Annotated in this window: 12 protein-coding genes; 7 read left to right on the top strand and 5 right to left on the bottom strand. The window is 60.1% G+C overall.

From position 1 onward, the window contains the following. Nucleotides 1–5 precede the first annotated feature (5 nt). The 5 genes from BLV27_RS06375 to BLV27_RS06355 all read left to right on the top strand — a co-directional run bounded on the left by BLV27_RS06375 (nucleotide 6) and on the right by BLV27_RS06355 (nucleotide 3777). Nucleotides 6–554: an HD domain-containing protein gene (locus BLV27_RS06375; protein ID WP_244504568.1), complete on the top strand. Its 549-nt coding sequence runs from the start codon at nucleotides 6–8 to the stop codon at nucleotides 552–554. An 89-nt stretch (nucleotides 555–643) separates the two neighbouring features. Beyond that, nucleotides 644–1057, top strand: coding sequence for a DUF7282 domain-containing protein (locus BLV27_RS06370; protein WP_092644047.1), 414 nt, complete (start codon nucleotides 644–646; stop codon nucleotides 1055–1057). Nucleotides 1058–1458: 401 nt separating this feature from the next. Next, nucleotides 1459–2673, top strand: a complete 1215-nt coding sequence (locus tag BLV27_RS06365) for an NADP-dependent isocitrate dehydrogenase (RefSeq protein ID WP_092644045.1) — start codon at nucleotides 1459–1461, stop codon at nucleotides 2671–2673. Between the two features lie 130 nt (nucleotides 2674–2803). Then, a complete protein-coding gene (locus BLV27_RS06360; RefSeq protein ID WP_092644042.1) occupies nucleotides 2804–3448 on the top strand; it encodes a YitT family protein in 645 nt (214 codons plus the stop codon). Further along, nucleotides 3445–3777 (top strand): DMT family transporter, encoded by a 333-nt coding sequence (locus tag BLV27_RS06355; protein ID WP_170831373.1) that lies wholly within the window; start codon nucleotides 3445–3447, stop codon nucleotides 3775–3777. Before BLV27_RS06360 ends, BLV27_RS06355 begins: the two co-directional genes overlap by 4 nt. A 48-nt stretch (nucleotides 3778–3825) precedes the next feature. Here the strand turns inward: BLV27_RS06355 and alaS are convergent, their stop codons facing one another. Next, nucleotides 3826–6474 carry an alanine--tRNA ligase gene (gene alaS, locus BLV27_RS06350; protein ID WP_092644038.1) on the bottom strand — a complete coding sequence of 883 codons (2649 nt, stop codon included), beginning with the start codon at nucleotides 6472–6474 and terminating at the stop codon, nucleotides 3826–3828. 163 nt (nucleotides 6475–6637) lie between these two features. Next, nucleotides 6638–7708 carry a recombinase RecA gene (gene recA, locus BLV27_RS06345; protein ID WP_092644036.1) on the bottom strand — a complete coding sequence of 357 codons (1071 nt, stop codon included), beginning with the start codon at nucleotides 7706–7708 and terminating at the stop codon, nucleotides 6638–6640. A 206-nt stretch (nucleotides 7709–7914) separates the two neighbouring features. Here recA and BLV27_RS06340 point away from each other — a divergent pair, with 206 nt between their 5' ends. Then, on the top strand, nucleotides 7915–8484 hold the full coding sequence (locus BLV27_RS06340) for a gamma-glutamyl kinase (protein ID WP_244504567.1): 570 nt from the start codon (nucleotides 7915–7917) through the stop codon (nucleotides 8482–8484). Between the two features lie 2 nt (nucleotides 8485–8486). Here the strand turns inward: BLV27_RS06340 and BLV27_RS19670 are convergent, their stop codons facing one another. The 3 genes from BLV27_RS19670 to guaB all read right to left on the bottom strand — a co-directional run bounded on the left by BLV27_RS19670 (nucleotide 8487) and on the right by guaB (nucleotide 14052). Further along, nucleotides 8487–10646 carry an ATP-binding response regulator gene (locus BLV27_RS19670; protein WP_425283648.1) on the bottom strand — a complete coding sequence of 720 codons (2160 nt, stop codon included), beginning with the start codon at nucleotides 10644–10646 and terminating at the stop codon, nucleotides 8487–8489. 766 nt (nucleotides 10647–11412) lie between these two features. After that, nucleotides 11413–12591 (bottom strand): RsmB/NOP family class I SAM-dependent RNA methyltransferase, encoded by a 1179-nt coding sequence (locus tag BLV27_RS06330; RefSeq protein ID WP_092644034.1) that lies wholly within the window; start codon nucleotides 12589–12591, stop codon nucleotides 11413–11415. Nucleotides 12592–12606: 15 nt separating this feature from the next. Further along, complete coding sequence (gene guaB / locus BLV27_RS06325; RefSeq protein ID WP_092644032.1) at nucleotides 12607–14052, bottom strand: IMP dehydrogenase; 1446 nt, start codon at nucleotides 14050–14052, stop codon at nucleotides 12607–12609. A gap of 398 nt (nucleotides 14053–14450) precedes the next feature. Between guaB and thrS the strand changes: the two genes are divergently transcribed. Beyond that, nucleotides 14451–16397 carry a threonine--tRNA ligase gene (thrS, locus tag BLV27_RS06320; protein WP_092644030.1) on the top strand — a complete coding sequence of 649 codons (1947 nt, stop codon included), beginning with the start codon at nucleotides 14451–14453 and terminating at the stop codon, nucleotides 16395–16397. Nucleotides 16398–16530: the final 133 nt, after the last annotated feature.

The raw sequence follows: 16530 nt of genomic DNA, 5'->3' as shown, positions 1-16530 counted from the left end.
GCCAGATGTCATTCCTGAAAGAAGCTGACCGTCTCAAGTCGGTGATGCGCGCAACCCGCCTCGCGGATGGTTCGCGGCACGAGAATTCGGCCGAGCATTCATGGCACCTGACGCTTTATGCGCTCACGCTGGCCGATCATGCCCCGTCCGGCGTGCGCATCGAGCGCGTGGTCCGCATGCTTATCCTGCATGACCTGGTCGAGATCGACGCGGGCGACACCCCGATTTTCGGCACCGGGTCAGCCACACAGGATGCAGATGAACAGGCCGCCGCCGATCGCATCTTCGGATTGCTGCCCGAAGCACAGGCGCGTGATTTTCGCGAACTTTGGGACGAGTTCGAGGCCGCCGAGACACCCGACGCCGTTTTCGCCAAGTCGCTCGACCGATTTCAGCCGCCCACGCTGAACCTGGCAAACGGCGGCGGAAGCTGGACCGATTACAGCGTCGAGGAACATCAGGTCCGCGCCCGTATCGGCCTGCAAATCGAACGCGGAGCCCCTACCCTCTGGGGCTGGCTGAGCCCCCGGATCGCGGCTTTTTTCGCTCGCTGAGAACTTTTTTCCGAAATACCTGAAACTCTCCTCTGCGGCCCGCGTGGTTGTTGTCATCGCAAGACGATAACCAACATCGGAGAGACACCATGAAGACGATCTTCACCGCCGCCGCCCTGACCGCATTTGCAGGCTCCGCGATGGCAGCCGGCCATGCAATGACCCCCTCTGTCACCGCCTCGGATCAGTCGGTCGCCAACGGTGTCGTGTCCGCCGAATCCATGACCGCGTCCCAAAACGGCTGGCTGGTCGTGCACCGCACGGATGCCGAAATGAAGCCCGGCCCCGTCGTCGCCTATGCGCCCATCCGCACCGGCGAAACCGCGGATGTCGCGGCCATCTTGCAGGAAGAGGTCGCCCCCGGCGAAATGCTGATGCTGATGGTGCATGGCGAAACCGGCGGAATGACGACAGGCGTCTTTGAATACACCCTGGGTGCCACGGAAGACGGTCCCATCCGTGTTGACGAGAAATTGGTAATGACCGTGATTACCGCCCAATAATTCCAGATCAGTGGTCAGTCGAAACCGAGTGTCGTCCCATCTTAACGAAGCGTTGGCATTCTTTCGGCCCCTTCCACATCTAGACAGAAGTTCCTGATCCTTCGGACGGGCCCTGAAATTAACAAGTAATGGACGCGAGATATCGTCCAGTTCATCAGTACCGGGGTCTGACCCCGAAACCAGCCAGAGACGTTCGTTTGGATCAGGAGGATGCCGCCCCGAAATCGGTTTTACACCGAAGGGGCGGCACGGCCCGGCGCATTACCGCCGGGCCGACCTATTTTCCGACCTCACTCCGCACTTCCCGTCAATTCACGCGGTATGCAATGGCATACGATCTAGCGCACGCGCGCGGACCCTGCTAGGACGCGGACAAACCTGAGTGACCACCGGAGATCCCCATGACCAAGATCAAAGTCGACAATCCCATCGTCGAGCTCGACGGCGACGAGATGACCCGCATCATCTGGCAGTTCATCAAGGACAAGCTGGTCTTGCCCTACCTGGACGTCGATCTGCTCTACTACGATCTGGGTATCGAGGAGCGGGATCGCACTGATGACCAGATCACGATCGACGCCGCCGAGAAGATCAAGGAAATCGGCGTCGGCGTGAAATGCGCCACGATCACTCCAGATGAAGGCCGGGTCGAGGAGTTCGGCCTCAAGAAGATGTGGCGCAGCCCCAACGGCACGATCCGCAACATCCTGGGCGGCGTCGTCTTCCGCGAGCCGATCATCTGCTCCAACGTGCCCCGTCTGGTTCCCGGCTGGACCCAACCAATCGTCATCGGCCGCCACGCCTATGGGGACCAGTATCGCGCAACAGACATGAAGTTCCCGGGACCGGGCACACTGTCGATGAAGTTCGTCGGTGACGACGGCACCGTGATGGAAGAGGAAGTGTTCAAGGCTCCCTCCTCGGGCGTCTACATGGGCATGTACAACCTCGACGAGTCGATCATGGACTTTGCGCGGGCCTCGCTGAACTACGGCCTGAAACGCAATTACCCCGTGTACCTGTCAACCAAGAACACGATCCTCAAGAACTACGACGGCCAGTTCATGATCCTGTTCCAGAAGGTCTTTGACGAGGAGTTTGCCGACAAATTCAAGGAAGCTGGCATCACCTACGAACACCGCCTGATCGACGACATGGTCGCCGCGGCGATGAAGTGGTCGGGCGGCTACGTCTGGGCCTGCAAGAACTACGACGGTGACGTCCAATCCGATACTGTCGCGCAAGGGTTCGGTTCGCTGGGCCTGATGACATCGCAATTGATGACACCGGACGGCAAGATCGTCGAAGCCGAAGCCGCCCACGGTACCGTGACCCGCCACTATCGCCAGCACCAGGCCGGCAAGGAGACGTCGACCAATTCGATCGCGTCGATCTTTGCCTGGACGGGCGGCATCAAGCACCGTGCCAAGCTGGACGACAATGCGCCGCTCAGGAACTTTGCCGAGACACTGGAAAAGGTGGTTGTTGACACCGTGGAATCCGGCGACATGACCAAGGACCTGGCCCTGCTGGTCGGTCCCGATCAGAAGTGGCTGACCACCATGGGCTTCCTGGAGAAGGTCGCCTCCAATCTGGATGCCGCGCTGAAAGGCTGACAGCGGGCGCAGTGGGGGCCAGCCCCGACACCCCGGGGATATTTTTGGCAAGATGAAGGGGGCGCGGTATCGACTGCGCCCCCTTCGCGTTCGGGTGGACAGTCGGAAGCGCGCGAAATACCCCTGCGCCATGGTACGCTCTTATCCGCCACCCGACTCCCGTGAGCCACATCGGCCCTCGCCATTGCAGCACACACTGCTGGAGGACGCGCAGGCCTTCGTCCTGGGCACGCTCCTCTGTGCCTTGGGCATACAGTTCCTGACGGCCGCAGGGTTGGTGACGGGACAGACGGCGGGTGCCGCAGTCCTGCTGTCATACGCGAGCGAATGGTCTTTCGGGACCTGGTTCTTCCTGCTGAACCTGCCGTTCTATGTCTTCGGGTGGCTCCGTCTCGGGCCTCGTTTCGTTTTGAAGACCGTAGTCGCGGTGACGATGCTTTCCGTCGTCTCACGCCTGATGCCCGACTTCGTAGGCTTCGACGTGCTGAACCCATGGGCCGCGTCCGCATTGTCGGGTGCGGTAATCGGCATGGGTCTGATCGTAATCTTTCGCCACGGCGCATCGCTCGGCGGAATCGGTATCCTGGCCCTCTGGATACAGGAGCGATTTGGAATTCAGGCAGGTTGGATTCAGCTTGGCTTCGACGCGGTCCTCTTCGCGATCGCGGCTATCGTTCTGGACCCCTGGCTTATCTTGGCGTCGCTTTTGGGTGCCGTTGCCGTCAATCTCATCATCTCGACGAACCACCGTCGAGACCGTTACGTGGGGCGGTGATGCACTGGCTTTACCTGATCCTTGCCATCGCGTTCGAAACGATCGGCACAACCGCACTCAAGACATCCGAGGGGTTTACTCGCCTCTGGCCGTCGCTCCTGACGCTTGCGTGCTTCTTCAGTGCGCTGTTCCTGCTCTCGATGGTGCTGAAAACGCTGCCAGTTGGCGTAACCTATGCAATTTGGTCCGGCCTCGGCATCGTTTTGATCGCGACGATCGGATGGATCGCCTTCGGTCAGAAGCTGGACTTACCCGCAATCCTCGGCATGGCGCTGATCGTCACCGGGATCGTCGTTATGCAGGTTTTTTCGAACTCGACGGGCCACTGAACGGCGGCTTCTCCGATCCGGCGAATATAACCGGATCGGGCCGCGCGATCATGCGCCTGTCAAGACGGCTTTCACGGCATCGAACGCTGCGTCGGCCTGACCGATATCAGCCCCGCCCCCTTGCGCCATTTCGGGACGACCGCCGCCCCCCCGCCCGCCCAGAGCCTCGACCGCTGCCTTCACAAGATCGACCGCAGACACCCTGTCGGTCAGATCCTTCGTCACGCCTGCTGCGACTGCCGGCTTTGTACCCGTATCAGCGATGAGAACAATCACGCCCGAACCGATGGCAGCCTTCTGTTCGTCGATCATTGGCCCCAGATCCTTGCCCGAGACGCCGGAAACAACCTGAAGAACGGCGCTTAAGCCATTAATTTCCTCAGGCTTTGACCCTGCCCCAATGGCAAGTTCGCGACGCAGCTGGGCGATCTCGGCCTGCATCTTCCTGCGATCGTCCATCAAGCCCTTGACCCGGTCGGGCACTTCGTGGGGTTGCGCCTTGAACAGGCTGGCTAATTCCATGACCCGCCGGTCCTGCGCCTGTAAATGATCCAGCGCAGCCTGCCCCGTCAGCGCCTCGATCCGGCGCACACCTGCGCTGCTAGCTTGGTCGCCCAATATCACAAACGCCCCGATTTCGCCGGTGTTGCGGACATGTGTGCCGCCACAAAGTTCGATTGAGTAGGTTTTTCTATCCGATCCCTTCCCCGACCCTTCGTCAAATCCCATCGATACGACGCGTACCTCATCGCCGTACTTCTCGCCAAACAGGGCCTGTGCCCCCAACTCGCGCGCAGCATCAGGCTCCATTATCCGGGTAGAGACCGGCGAATTCTGCCGGATGTAAGCGTTTACCTCCGCCTCAACTTGCGCCAGCTGATCCGGCGTGACCGCGTGGCCGTGGCTGAAATCAAACCGAAGCCGGTCAGCAGCGTTCAGCGATCCACGCTGCGCGACATGATCGCCCAAAGCCCCGCGCAACGCCTCATGCAGAAGGTGGGTAGCGGAATGGTTCGCCCGGATTGCACCACGGCGATCCGTGTCCACGCAAAGCGCGGCAGCCTGACCGGCGGCGATTTCGCCGTCCTGGACTTTGGCGATATGCATGAAAACGCCTGCGGATTTGCGCGTGTCCGTGACGATCGCGCGACCGGCCTCGGTTATGATAGTGCCCGTATCGCCGACCTGTCCGCCCGATTCCGCGTAAAATGGTGTCTGGTTCACGACGACGGCAATGGTATCGCCCGCCTTGGCCACATCAACCTCGGCCCCGTCCGAGACGAGGGCCAGAACCTGACCTTCGGCCTTCTCCGTGTCGTAACCTAGGAATTCGGTCGGTCCATGGGCTTCGGCAAGATCGAACCAGATCGCTGCGTCTGCCTGTTCGCCTGAACCGGACCAAGCGGCGCGCGCGCGAGCTTTCTGTTCCGACATGGCCGCGTCGAATCCTTCGATATCGACTGCGAGCCCCTTTTCGCGCAGCGCGTCCTGCGTCAGGTCGAGAGGGAACCCGTAGGTATCATAGAGTTTGAACGCCGCACTTCCGCCCAGGATGCCCCCCTGCGGCAGCGTCGCCGTTTCGTCTTCCAAAAGCCGAAGACCGCGGTCCAGCGTCATTCGGAATCGCTCCTCCTCACCGCGCAACGTCTCCTCGATCATGGACTGCGCTCGACCAAGTTCGGGGTAATGCTGCCCCATCTGCCCAAGAAGCGCGGGGACCAGACGGTGCATCAGCGGATCCTTCGCGCCAGCCTGATGGGCATGGCGCATAGCGCGCCGCATGATCCGACGCAGCACATAGCCGCGCCCTTCGTTCGACGGCATCACGCCATCCGCGATAAGAAACGACGTCGAGCGCAGGTGGTCCGCGATCACGCGGTGATGCACATTGTTCGCCCCATCCGGGTCCGTAGAAGTCGCGTTGGCCGATGCCTCGATCAAGCTGCGCATCAAATCGGTGTCGTAATTGTCATGCTTTCCCTGAAGCAGCGCACCAATCCGCTCCAACCCCATACCAGTGTCGATCGACTGCTGATCGAGGGGCCGCATCGTGCCATCCTCGAACTGCTCGTTCTGCATGAAGACGATATTCCAGATTTCGATGAACCGGTCCCCATCCTCATCGGGGCTTCCCGGAGGACCGCCGGGGATATGATCGCCGTGATCATAGAAGATTTCGGTGCAAGGGCCGCAAGGGCCGGTCGGGCCCATCCGCCAGAAGTTGTCGTCGGTCGCAATGCGGATAATTCTCTCGTCCGGCAGGCCCGCCACCTTCTTCCAGATCGCCGCCGCCTCATTATCGGTGTGATATACCGTCACGAGCAGTCGCTTCGGGTCGATCCCGAAGTGCTTGGTCAACAGCTCCCACGCCAAGGGGATCGCGTCCTCCTTGAAATAGTCACCGAAGCTGAAATTTCCCAGCATTTCGAAGAAGGTATGGTGGCGTGCGGTATAACCGACATTATCGAGATCATTGTGCTTACCGCCCGCACGAACACACTTCTGGCTGCTCGTGGCACGCACGTAGTCGCGGGTCTCGACACCGGTAAAGACGTTCTTGAACTGCACCATGCCCGAATTGACGAACATCAGCGTCGGATCGTTGCGCGGCACCAAAGGCGAGCTTTCGACGATCGCATGTCCGTTCTGTCCAAAATAGTCCAGAAAAGTGCTTCGAATATCGTTCAGACTGGCCATCTTTATACTCCTCACGGGGCTGATCACGTCCTACCGATGCCGGTCGGTGGCGACAAGCCAATCTCGGCGCACCCACTCGCGCAAAGGGGGCCATCCGCAGGACAGCCCCTCTTTGATCTTAAATACACTTAAGCTCCAGCGTCTCGGTCGCCTGACTAGAAGGTCATTCCTCGAGTACGTCGCCCTTGTCATCGTCGGTCATTTCGAAATCCAACCCATGTGCGGCCCGGATCTTGTCTTCGATTGAATTGGCGACGCTTGGGTTGTCCTTGAGAAATTGCTTTGAATTCTCCCGGCCCTGCCCAATGCGCTCGTCGCCATAGCTGTACCAGGCCCCGGATTTATCCACGACACCAGCCTTAACCCCGAGATCGAGCAACTCACCCGTCTTCGAGATGCCTTCGCCGTAGACGATATCAAACTCGACGGTCTTGAACGGGGGGGCCACCTTGTTTTTCACAATCTTGACCTTGGTGAGGTTACCAACGATCTCGTCACGATCCTTCACGGAACCGATGCGCCGGATGTCCAGACGAACAGAAGCGTAGAACTTCAAGGCATTGCCACCCGTCGTCGTCTCAGGTGAGCCGAACATCACGCCGATCTTCATCCGAATCTGGTTGATGAAAATAACCATGCACTTCGAGCGACTGATCGAACTCGTCAGCTTGCGCATGGCTTGGCTCATAAGGCGCGCATGGACCCCGACCGAGCTGTCGCCCATGTCGCCCTCCAATTCGGAACGCGGCGTCAAGGCCGCAACCGAATCGACGACCACCATGCTTACCGCACCTGATCGCACGAGGGTGTCAACGATCTCCAATGCCTGCTCGCCGGTATCGGGCTGAGAGATAAGGAGCTCATCAAGGTTGACGCCAAGTTTCTTCGCATATTGCGGGTCAAGCGCATGCTCCGCGTCAACGAACGCGCAGACGCCCCCGGATTTTTGCTCTTCGGCGATCGTGTGAAGCGTCAACGTCGTCTTGCCCGAAGATTCCGGGCCGTAGATCTCGATCACACGTCCCTTCGGCAGACCACCGATGCCAAGCGCGATATCCAGTCCCAAAGACCCCGTCGAGGTCGCCTCGATATCGGGCATTTGATTCTGCCCGCCGAGCTTCATGATGGAGCCCTTGCCGAATTGACGTTCGATCTGCGCCAAAGCGCTGTCGAGAGCCTTCTGCTTTTCCGCACTGCGTTTATCAGCCATGTCGAGTAGGTTCGCCGTTGCCATGATTTTCAACCTTGTTACATGCTGCCGCAGAAGCGGCAATCGCGTTATTGTTCATGTATTGTTCTTTGTTAAGGGTTGGAACAAAATTGGAACATTTGCAAGCCCCTTGGACTTGGCACGATCTTGATGCGAAATGGTTAGCAAAGCGTTGACGTAACGCGGCACCAACAGGCAGGGCAATGATGTTGATATTCTGGAAGGCGCGATTGGCGCTCCTGGCCGTGCCCAAAACAGGCACAACTGCACTGGAGCTGGCCCTTGCGCCGGACGCTGACGCTGCGGTCCTCAACCCGCCGGGCCTCAAGCATTGCAACGTTCGGAAATTCCGGCGGGACCTTTCCGGGTTCTTTGAACAGAATGGAAGGCGTCCCCTGGAACTTGTGGCCACCATGCGGGAACCTGTTGATTGGCTGGGTAGCTGGTACAGATACCGAAGCCGCGATGCGCTGAATGGGCAGCCGAATTCGACCGCGGGGATCACTTTTGATGCCTTCGTTGAAGCATATCTATCCCATTCGCCGCCGCCCTTTGCAAAGGTTGGATCACAGGCCAACTTTCTGGAAGGAGGCGTCGATCATCTGTTTGCCTACGGTGACCAAAAAGGCCTGCTCGGCTTTCTGGGGGACCGACTGGGCCGAACAATCGAAACGCAGCCGACGAACGTATCACCGCGCGGCAGCATCGCATTGTCTGCGTCGACACTTGCGACGTTTAAGGTAGAATACAAAGCAGATTTTGAACTTTGGGACAGCCTGCGGAAGGTGTCGTCCCGCTGATATCAAGCCAGCGCCCGTTCCACGGTCCGGGTAAGATCTGCGAGCGAGAACGGTTTCGGCAAAAACACTGAGTTCGGGACCGGGACACTCGTTTCCGAGAGCGCATCCTGCGTGTAACCGGAAATAAAGATCGTCCGCACGTCAGGTCGCTGTTTCATCGCTTCACGGACCCAAGTGGGGCCATCTAGGCCAGGCATCATCACGTCGGTCACAAACAGATCGACATTCAGGGACATATCCTCGAGTTGTTCGAGAGCCGCCTCGGCACTTTCCGCCTCTCGGACATCATAGCCACGCAGTCGAAGCGCTCGTGATGCGAAAGCGCGCACCGGAGCCTCATCCTCCACCAGCAATACGATAGGCCGTTCCGGCAAGGGAGTCTTCGGTTTAATCTCAGCAGCGGCATCCATAAGGTTGTTCTGCCCCGTTGTTAATACGTCCCCGGCTCCCAATATTCGCTCACGCTGTTTATTCAGGTCTGGCACACGCGGCCCCAGCGAGTCGGTCAGGTTTTCCCGCGAATGAGCATCCGGGACCTCCCTATCATCGTCCTTGTGCTGTCCCAAGATTTCACCATGCATTTCCGTCAAAGGGCTATGATCGTCGTCATGCCGCGATGGCGATGTCTGATGCGCATTTGCGGTAGGCTCAACACCTTCGAACTGTGTCGTCGGAGCGATCTCTGAAAGACTCTTGTCTATCTCTCCTGAGGCGGCGGTTTGATAAGTTTGGTCAACAGTCTCATTCCGGGTGTCCGACGCAGGTTCATCGGCCAATGCATGCATCGGAGGTGCGCCAGAGGGTGGCGCTTGCGTCGGGTCGATGGGGATCGGCACGCCGGGCCTGACGTGCCGGCCAGAACGGGCATGGCGATTATGAAGCGGCAACGTAAGAGCGCTTTGCGCATCATTGGATGTACGCGCAGAGAGAAGCTTGAACGCTTGAGATTCTTCCCCTGTAAGCGCGGGGAAAAACAGGCTAAATCGCGTCCCTTCGCCTGGAACGCTGTCCGCGAAGATGTAGCCGCCCGACTGCTTGACGATCCCGTATGCCATACTGAGACCCAAGCCCGTTCCCTCGCCCGGTCGCTTCGTCGTAAAGAACGGCTCAAAGATACGGCCCAAGTTGTCAGGCGAAATGCCCTGCCCCTCATCGGTCACAACGACGACAACGTATTGTCCGCTTGGCACGGACACGCGGTCGCGGGTCATGGGACGGTCAAGATAGCGGCATTCCGTAGAGACCAATATCTCGCCGCCGCCCGGCATGGCATCGCGCGCATTGACCACAAGATTCATCAGGACCTGTTCAAGCTGCCGGCGGTCCCCGCGGATCGGGATCAGGGCCGGATCATGCTCTAAACGGAGGACCACGCGTTCGCCGACAAGTCGGTTGAGTAGATGCGCGAGATCTCCAAGCGTGTCGCGCAAATCGATCGGCTGCATCTCGAGGGTCTGCTTGCGCGAGAACGCAAGAAGCTGACCGACCAACGCGGCTGCCCGATTGGCGTTCTGGGTGATCTGGGTCAAGTCGGCATAATCCTCATCACCCTCGCCATGGCGCAGCATCAGCAAGTCGCAATGCCCGGATATGGCCGTCAGCAAGTTATTGAAATCGTGTGCAACACCGCCCGCCAACTGTCCGATCGCCTGCATCTTCTGGCTTTGAACAAACTGGGCTTCCAGCGTCTTGAGTTCGGTCGCGTCGTTGACTACCGCAAGCAGTTCGTTGTCACCATCGCCGACGGGACGACCAAGCGTTATCTGGAGGTACGTCTCGACCTCCGCTCCAGTCACGCGAACCACCTCTGCGCGGTAGAGGCCTCGCCCAGCGGCCGCCTCGCTCACCCACTCGCGAACACTTCGGCCCAACCCCTCTACCAACGCGGCGAGGCGACGTTCGTGACCTGCCGCAATCGCGGGAAGAAGATCACGCGCAAGCCGATTTGCGAAAACCACAGTCCCTTCCGCGTCAAGGCGCAGCAGCGCAACGGGAAGTGTGTCCAACGCCACGTGATCGTCGGTTCTTTCGTTGGCGGGCAGGACAAAAACCTCCTGCCGGCCGTCCACCGGTTCCGACAGGACGACACGGACGGGCTGACCTCCGTCCCGTGTGATCAGACGGTTCAAGCCCCCGTTTTCGAGTGGAACCACATCGAACATGTCCCGTAGCCGCTTGACGCGACTGCCGACCGTCGCCCGCAGAACTTCGTTCATATAAAGAATTGTACCCGTCGGCCCGAACGTGAAGACTGGCAGACCAATACCATCTGCCGTGCGTTTTGGTCGATCGACCAGATCTTCAAGGCACCACACATATCCAACCGGCATCCTGTGCACGGCGACTCGCACGTGCCCTCGCCGCGTCACGACCTCTTCGCGCGCGACCACATCGGTCTTCGCCGCAGCAAGATGCATTCGATGCACGACAGCATCCGGATTGGCGAACAACGGCTCCAACGCGCGGGTCATGGTCGCCCCCTCCTGGGGGCCAAACCGGTCCCTTGCCGCGCAATTTTGCGACATTATCACCCCATCTTCAGACGTGCAGAACCCCGGTGCGCCATCATTTTCGAGAAAATCCATCACCGCCCGCACCCGACGCTCGGCGGTCCAACCTGCGAAAAAGGCCGCTACCTGAACAACAACGAAAAGAACCGCAAGACTGGCAGCGATGGTCAGCAAAAGACGGTCCGGATCTGGCGAGGCTACCCAAAACGACGCGCTTGCCGTAAGAACGGAGGCAAAAAGCAATACGAAAGAGCCCAATCGCAATCGCCGCAAGATTTGTGTCGTGTTGCCCAAAGCCTTCGCCCACACCTTCGCAGAGGAGCCACCCGCAGGCGACGATCGCATTATAATCGCCTTAACGCTATCAGCTTTAAACGTTAAGATCGCCTTAACGACCCAAGCACAAAACTGTTGACGGCTAAACCCGGCGATTGATCACGCTAAGATGGAAACCGTCGCCCCTCCCCTCTTGCGGCAGACAGGACCACCGATCGCCAAGTTCAAGACCCCCCGTATCGGCCAGGACGGCGTCGACCAGTTCCGCATTTTCGCGCGCCAGGATCGAACAGGTCATATAGGCGACCCAACCGCCGGGGCGCACCATTGCGATAGCGCGGCGCAAGATTTCGCGTTGCAAAGCCGTCAATTCATCCAGCCGCTCCGGCGTCAGCCGCCATTTGGCGTCTGGTGCACGCCGCCAGCTTCCGCTTCCGGAACATGGCACGTCTGCGATTACCGCGTCGAACGGGGCGTCATCTTCAGGCGCGGAAAGTCGTTTGATATTCACGCCGGCCCGCTCGGCGCGTACAGGAATGTCACTCATCCGGGCCGGATCGGCATCATGCGCCAAAACCGTTACGTCCCCGCGCGCAGCCAGCGCCAAGGCCTTGCCGCCGCCACCGGCACAGAGGTCCAGGACGCGCATTCCCTTGGTAGAGGGCAAGCGCGCGATCAAGGATTGCGAGCCCGCATCCTGCAACTCCCAAAGACCCTCTTGGAAGGACGGTAGATTCGTCAGGCCGCGGGGCGTTCCGTCAAGGCGAACGGCGGTCGGGGCCGTGTCGTCAGGCACGACAGCGACACCTTCCGATGTCAAACGTGCGATCAAATCACTTGTCGATATCCGCGCAGCATTTACCCGCAGGAAAACCGGGGCGCGGGTCCGAAGCGCCTGCAAGACAACGTCGGCATCCCCACCGAGATCGCGCCTCAGCAGAGGCAGAAGCCAGTCCGGACAATCGAGATTGACCGCATCAGGCGCGGCATCCGGTGCCACCGGCAACGGATCGAGAGGTGCGGGCGCGTGGCCCTGCCCCGAAAACAATACCCCCAGATCAGCACCTTGAAGCGACAGGACACCGGCGAGTACCGACCGCCCATCATACTCAACAGGCATCCCGTATATGCCACCGGCCCAGGACCCGGACCGAAGCATACGCAGAGCATCAAACACGTGATCACGAACGGCCGCGCGGTCCTTGGACCCCGCAAACCGGCTGCCCCGTGCCCAGACGGTCAGCGCCTTTTCTGCAGCGTCACCGGCAAGTATCCGGTCCAGCACCTCGATCGCGGCCTGAACACGCGCGCCGGGCATCATTGCGCCGGTCCTCGGTCAGGAGCGGTAATTGGGTGACTCCCGCGTAATCTGCACGTCGTGCACATGACTTTCCTTCAGGCCTGCGCCGGTAATCTTCACGAAGCGGCAATTTCCCCGCATATCTGCAACGGTCGCGCAGCCGGTGTATCCCATCGCCGCGCGCAAGCCGCCGACAAGCTGGTGTATAACGGCACCGGCGCTACCCTTGTATGCGACCTGTCCTTCGATCCCCTCAGGAACCAGCTTGTCCGAAGCGGCATCCTTCTGAAAATACCGATCGGCCGAACCGCGCGCCATGGCGGCAAGCGACCCCATACCACGATAGGATTTGAAGGAGCGCCCCTGGTAAAGGACGACCTCGCCCGGAGATTCGTCGGTGCCGGCCATCATGCTTCCGACCATGGCGCAGGACGCACCTGCCGCGATGGCCTTGGCGAAATCGCCCGAAAACTTGATGCCACCGTCGGCGATGACCGGCACATCACCGGCAGCCGAGGCGCTGTCCATGATCGCAGTCATCTGCGGCACACCCACACCCGCGACAATGCGCGTCGTACAGATGGAACCGGGGCCAATACCGACTTTCACCGCGTCCGCACCCGAACCGATAAGCGCCCGCGTGGCCTCGGCGGTGGCGACATTGCCGGCGACAACCTGCACATCGTTCGACAGGCGCTTGATGCGGTCGACGGCAAGCCCCACGCCTTCGCTGTGGCCATGCGCGGTATCAACCACGATAAGGTCGCAACCCGCCTCGATTAGCGCCTCGGACCGCTCGAACCCGGCGTCGCCAACGGTGGTCGCGGCCGCCACGCGCAGACGGCCCAGATGGTCTTTGCAAGCCTGCGGGTTCAACACCGCCTGCTCGATATCCTTGATCGTCAGCAGACCAGTCAAGTGTCCCTTTTCGTTGACGATAAGTAACTTTTCGATCCGACGGGCATGCATCATCGACCGAGCCTCGCGCAGATCGGCTGGCTCTCGCAGGATGGCAAGATTGTCGCCAGTCATCATCGTAGAGACCGGCGTGCGGTCATCGCTGGCAAAGCGCATGTCACGGTTGGTCACGATCCCCAGCACGCGCCCGTTCTCGTCGGTGACCGGGAAGCCCGTCACGCGATAACGCTCCTGCAGGGCCTTGGCATCGGCCAGCGTCTGGTCTGGCCTGAGTGTGACAGGGTTGTAGACCACGCCGCTTTCGAACCGCTTGACCCGCCTGACTTCACGTTGCTGCGCGTCGAGGTCCAAATTGCGATGGATGACGCCCATTCCTCCCGCCTGCGCCATGGCAATCGCCATGCGCGACTCTGTTACCGTGTCCATGGCAGATGACAGCAACGGGATGTTCAGTGCGATGGATTTCGTAACCTGCGTGCGCGTGTCCGCGGTGCCCGGAAGCACCTGGCTTGCCCCGGGTACAAGCAGCACGTCGTCGAAGGTGAGGGCCTCGCGAATCTCCATGGGAGCACTCCTGCGGTCGAGTTCGGTTGGCATGGTTCTATTTCATGCCGTCCCGAAAAGGGGAAGCCCCCGCGCGGTCGAATGCATCAATGCCCATTGACCATTCCAATAGACGGAAACGAATTGACGGGCACAGATTGAACGCACCGGTCATCCAACACCTTTTGATACGGCTGGGTTCAAAGGATCGGGCGGTCGATGCCAGCTGACCCGCCTGATCTTGGCACCGGACCGTCCAGATGCGAGCAATTTTCACAACAGACCGCCGGTTGGCGGAGTTCGTCGCCACCCCAGGGCCGCGTCGGGGTTGCCCCCCGCGCCATTCCGTTGCACCACGCCGCACGTACACTACCCGCAACCGGGCGTTCCGTGGGCGCCAAAACGACGGAGGACAGCGCATGTCCCAGATCACCCTTACCTTCCCTGATGGCAATTCGCGCAGCGTGGATGCGGGCATCACGCCCGGTCAGGTTGCCGCCGACATCTCCAAGTCGCTGTCCAAGAAGGCGATATCTGCGACCGTCAATGGCGCACACTGGGATCTTGCCTGGCCCATCGACGATGACGCCTCGATCGCGATCAACACCATGCAGGACGAGGAACCGGCGCTGGAGTTGATCCGCCACGACCTTGCTCACATCATGGCGCGGGCCGTTCAGGCGATCTGGCCGGACGTGAAGGTCACCATCGGCCCGGTACGCGACTTCGGATGGTTCTATGATTTCGACCGGGAGGAGCCGTTCACGCCTGAAGACCTTGGCGCAATCGAAGCCGAGATGAAGAAAATCATCAACAGCCGCGCCCCCGTCCGCACCGAAGTCTGGCCGCGCGACAAGGCACGTCAGCACTATGTCGACACGAACGAGCCTTACAAAGTGGAATTGCTCGACCGCATTCCGGGTGATGAACCGATCCGCATGTATTGGCACGGCGACTGGCAAGACCTGTGCCGCGGACCGCACCTGCAAAATACCGGCCAGGTTCCGGCAGACGCGTTCAAGCTGACGCGCGTGTCCTCGGCGTACTGGCTTGGTGACAACACGCGGCCCCAGCTTCAGCGCATCTACGGCATCGCCTTTCGCAACCGCGAAGACCTGAAAAAGCACCTGCAATTCCTCGAAGAGGCCGAGGCCCGCGATCATCGTCGCCTGGGCCGGGACATGGACCTCTACCACATGCAGGAAGAGGCACCGGGCCAGGTGTTCTGGCATCCCAACGGCTGGACGATCTACACCACCCTGCAAGACTACATGCGCCGTCGCCAGCGGGCCGGCGGCTATGTCGAGGTGAATACCCCGCAGGTCGTGGACCGCAAGCTGTGGGAAGCGTCGGGCCACTGGGACAAGTATCAGGACCACATGTTCATCGTCGAGGTAGACGAGGAACACGCCCGCGAAAAGGCGATAAACGCGCTCAAGCCGATGAACTGCCCCTGCCACGTGCAGGTGTTCAACCAAGGCCTGAAATCCTACCGTGACTTGCCGCTGCGCATGGCCGAGTTCGGTTCCTGCTCCCGGTACGAACCTTCGGGCGCGCTGCATGGCATAATGCGCGTGCGCGGCTTCACGCAAGACGACGGCCACATCTTCTGTACCGAGGACCAGATCGAGGAGGAATGCGCGCGCTTCATCGAATTTCTGGCCGAAACCTATCGCGATCTTGGCTTCGAAAGTTTCGACATCGCCTTCGCCACCCGCCCCGAGAAGCGTGTCGGCAGCGATGAGAGCTGGGACCACGTTGAGGGGGCGCTGGAGGCGGCCATCAAATCGACCGGCAACGCCTACCGGGTCGAGGAGGGCGATGGGGCGTTTTATGGCCCCAAGCTAGATTTCTATCTTACCGATGCCATCGGACGGGTCTGGCAATGTGGTACGTTCCAGGTCGATCCGAACCTGCCCGAGCGTCTGGGCGCGACATACATCGCCGAAGACAGCGCCAAGCACCGGCCCTACATGCTCCACCGTGCAACACTCGGCAGCTTCGAGCGTTTCATCGGCATCCTGATCGAGAACTCCGCCGGCAAACTGCCCTTCTGGCTGGCACCGCGGCAGGTTGTTGTCGCGTCGATCGTTTCCGAGGCTGATGACTACGTGCAGGAGGTCGTTGCCGCACTGACCAAGGCCGGCATCCGAGCCGAGGCGGACATCCGCAACGAGAAGATCAACTACAAGGTGCGCGAGCATTCATTGGCCAAGGTCCCCGTCATCCTCGCCATTGGTCGCAAGGAAGTGGAGGACCGCACCGTCACCCTTCGCCGCCTTGGCGAAAAGACGACGCGGGTGATTGCGCTCGAGACCGTTGTGGCGGACCTGGGGGCCGAGGCCAAGGCCCCCGATCAGAGATAGCATAGCGTCGCCAAATCAGGGACAATTCGATCGCAATGCAGGATTGTCCCTGATTTTACCGATTGCTGCCTCAATTACGCCCGATTTTCGGTCTATTGTGGACATAGGATGAAAATCGGACCGGGATAGATCA

This window comes from Jannaschia faecimaris (assembly GCF_900107415.1).
GTDB lineage: Bacteria > Pseudomonadota > Alphaproteobacteria > Rhodobacterales > Rhodobacteraceae > Jannaschia > Jannaschia faecimaris.
The sequence above is the reverse complement of the archived record's forward strand: the minus strand, read 5'-3'. Positions and strand labels throughout refer to the sequence as shown.

Bases quoted from the DNA above. Each gene is read 5' to 3' on its own strand.
- recA (WP_092644036.1), bottom strand. From the start codon at position 7,708: ATGGCAACGGCGAACCTACTCGACATGGCTGATAAACGCAGTGCGGAA.
- BLV27_RS06330 (WP_092644034.1), bottom strand. From the start codon at position 12,591: ATGATGCCCGGCGCGCGTGTTCAGGCCGCGATCGAGGTGCTGGACCGG.
- thrS (WP_092644030.1), top strand. From the start codon at position 14,451: ATGTCCCAGATCACCCTTACCTTCCCTGATGGCAATTCGCGCAGCGTG.
- BLV27_RS19670 (WP_425283648.1), bottom strand. From the start codon at position 10,646: ATGTTCGATGTGGTTCCACTCGAAAACGGGGGCTTGAACCGTCTGATC.
- alaS (WP_092644038.1), bottom strand. From the start codon at position 6,474: ATGGCCAGTCTGAACGATATTCGAAGCACTTTTCTGGACTATTTTGGA.
- guaB (WP_092644032.1), bottom strand. From the start codon at position 14,052: ATGGAGATTCGCGAGGCCCTCACCTTCGACGACGTGCTGCTTGTACCC.
- BLV27_RS06375 (WP_244504568.1), top strand. From the start codon at position 6: ATGTCATTCCTGAAAGAAGCTGACCGTCTCAAGTCGGTGATGCGCGCA.
- BLV27_RS06365 (WP_092644045.1), top strand. From the start codon at position 1,459: ATGACCAAGATCAAAGTCGACAATCCCATCGTCGAGCTCGACGGCGAC.
- BLV27_RS06370 (WP_092644047.1), top strand. From the start codon at position 644: ATGAAGACGATCTTCACCGCCGCCGCCCTGACCGCATTTGCAGGCTCC.
- BLV27_RS06360 (WP_092644042.1), top strand. From the start codon at position 2,804: ATGGTACGCTCTTATCCGCCACCCGACTCCCGTGAGCCACATCGGCCC.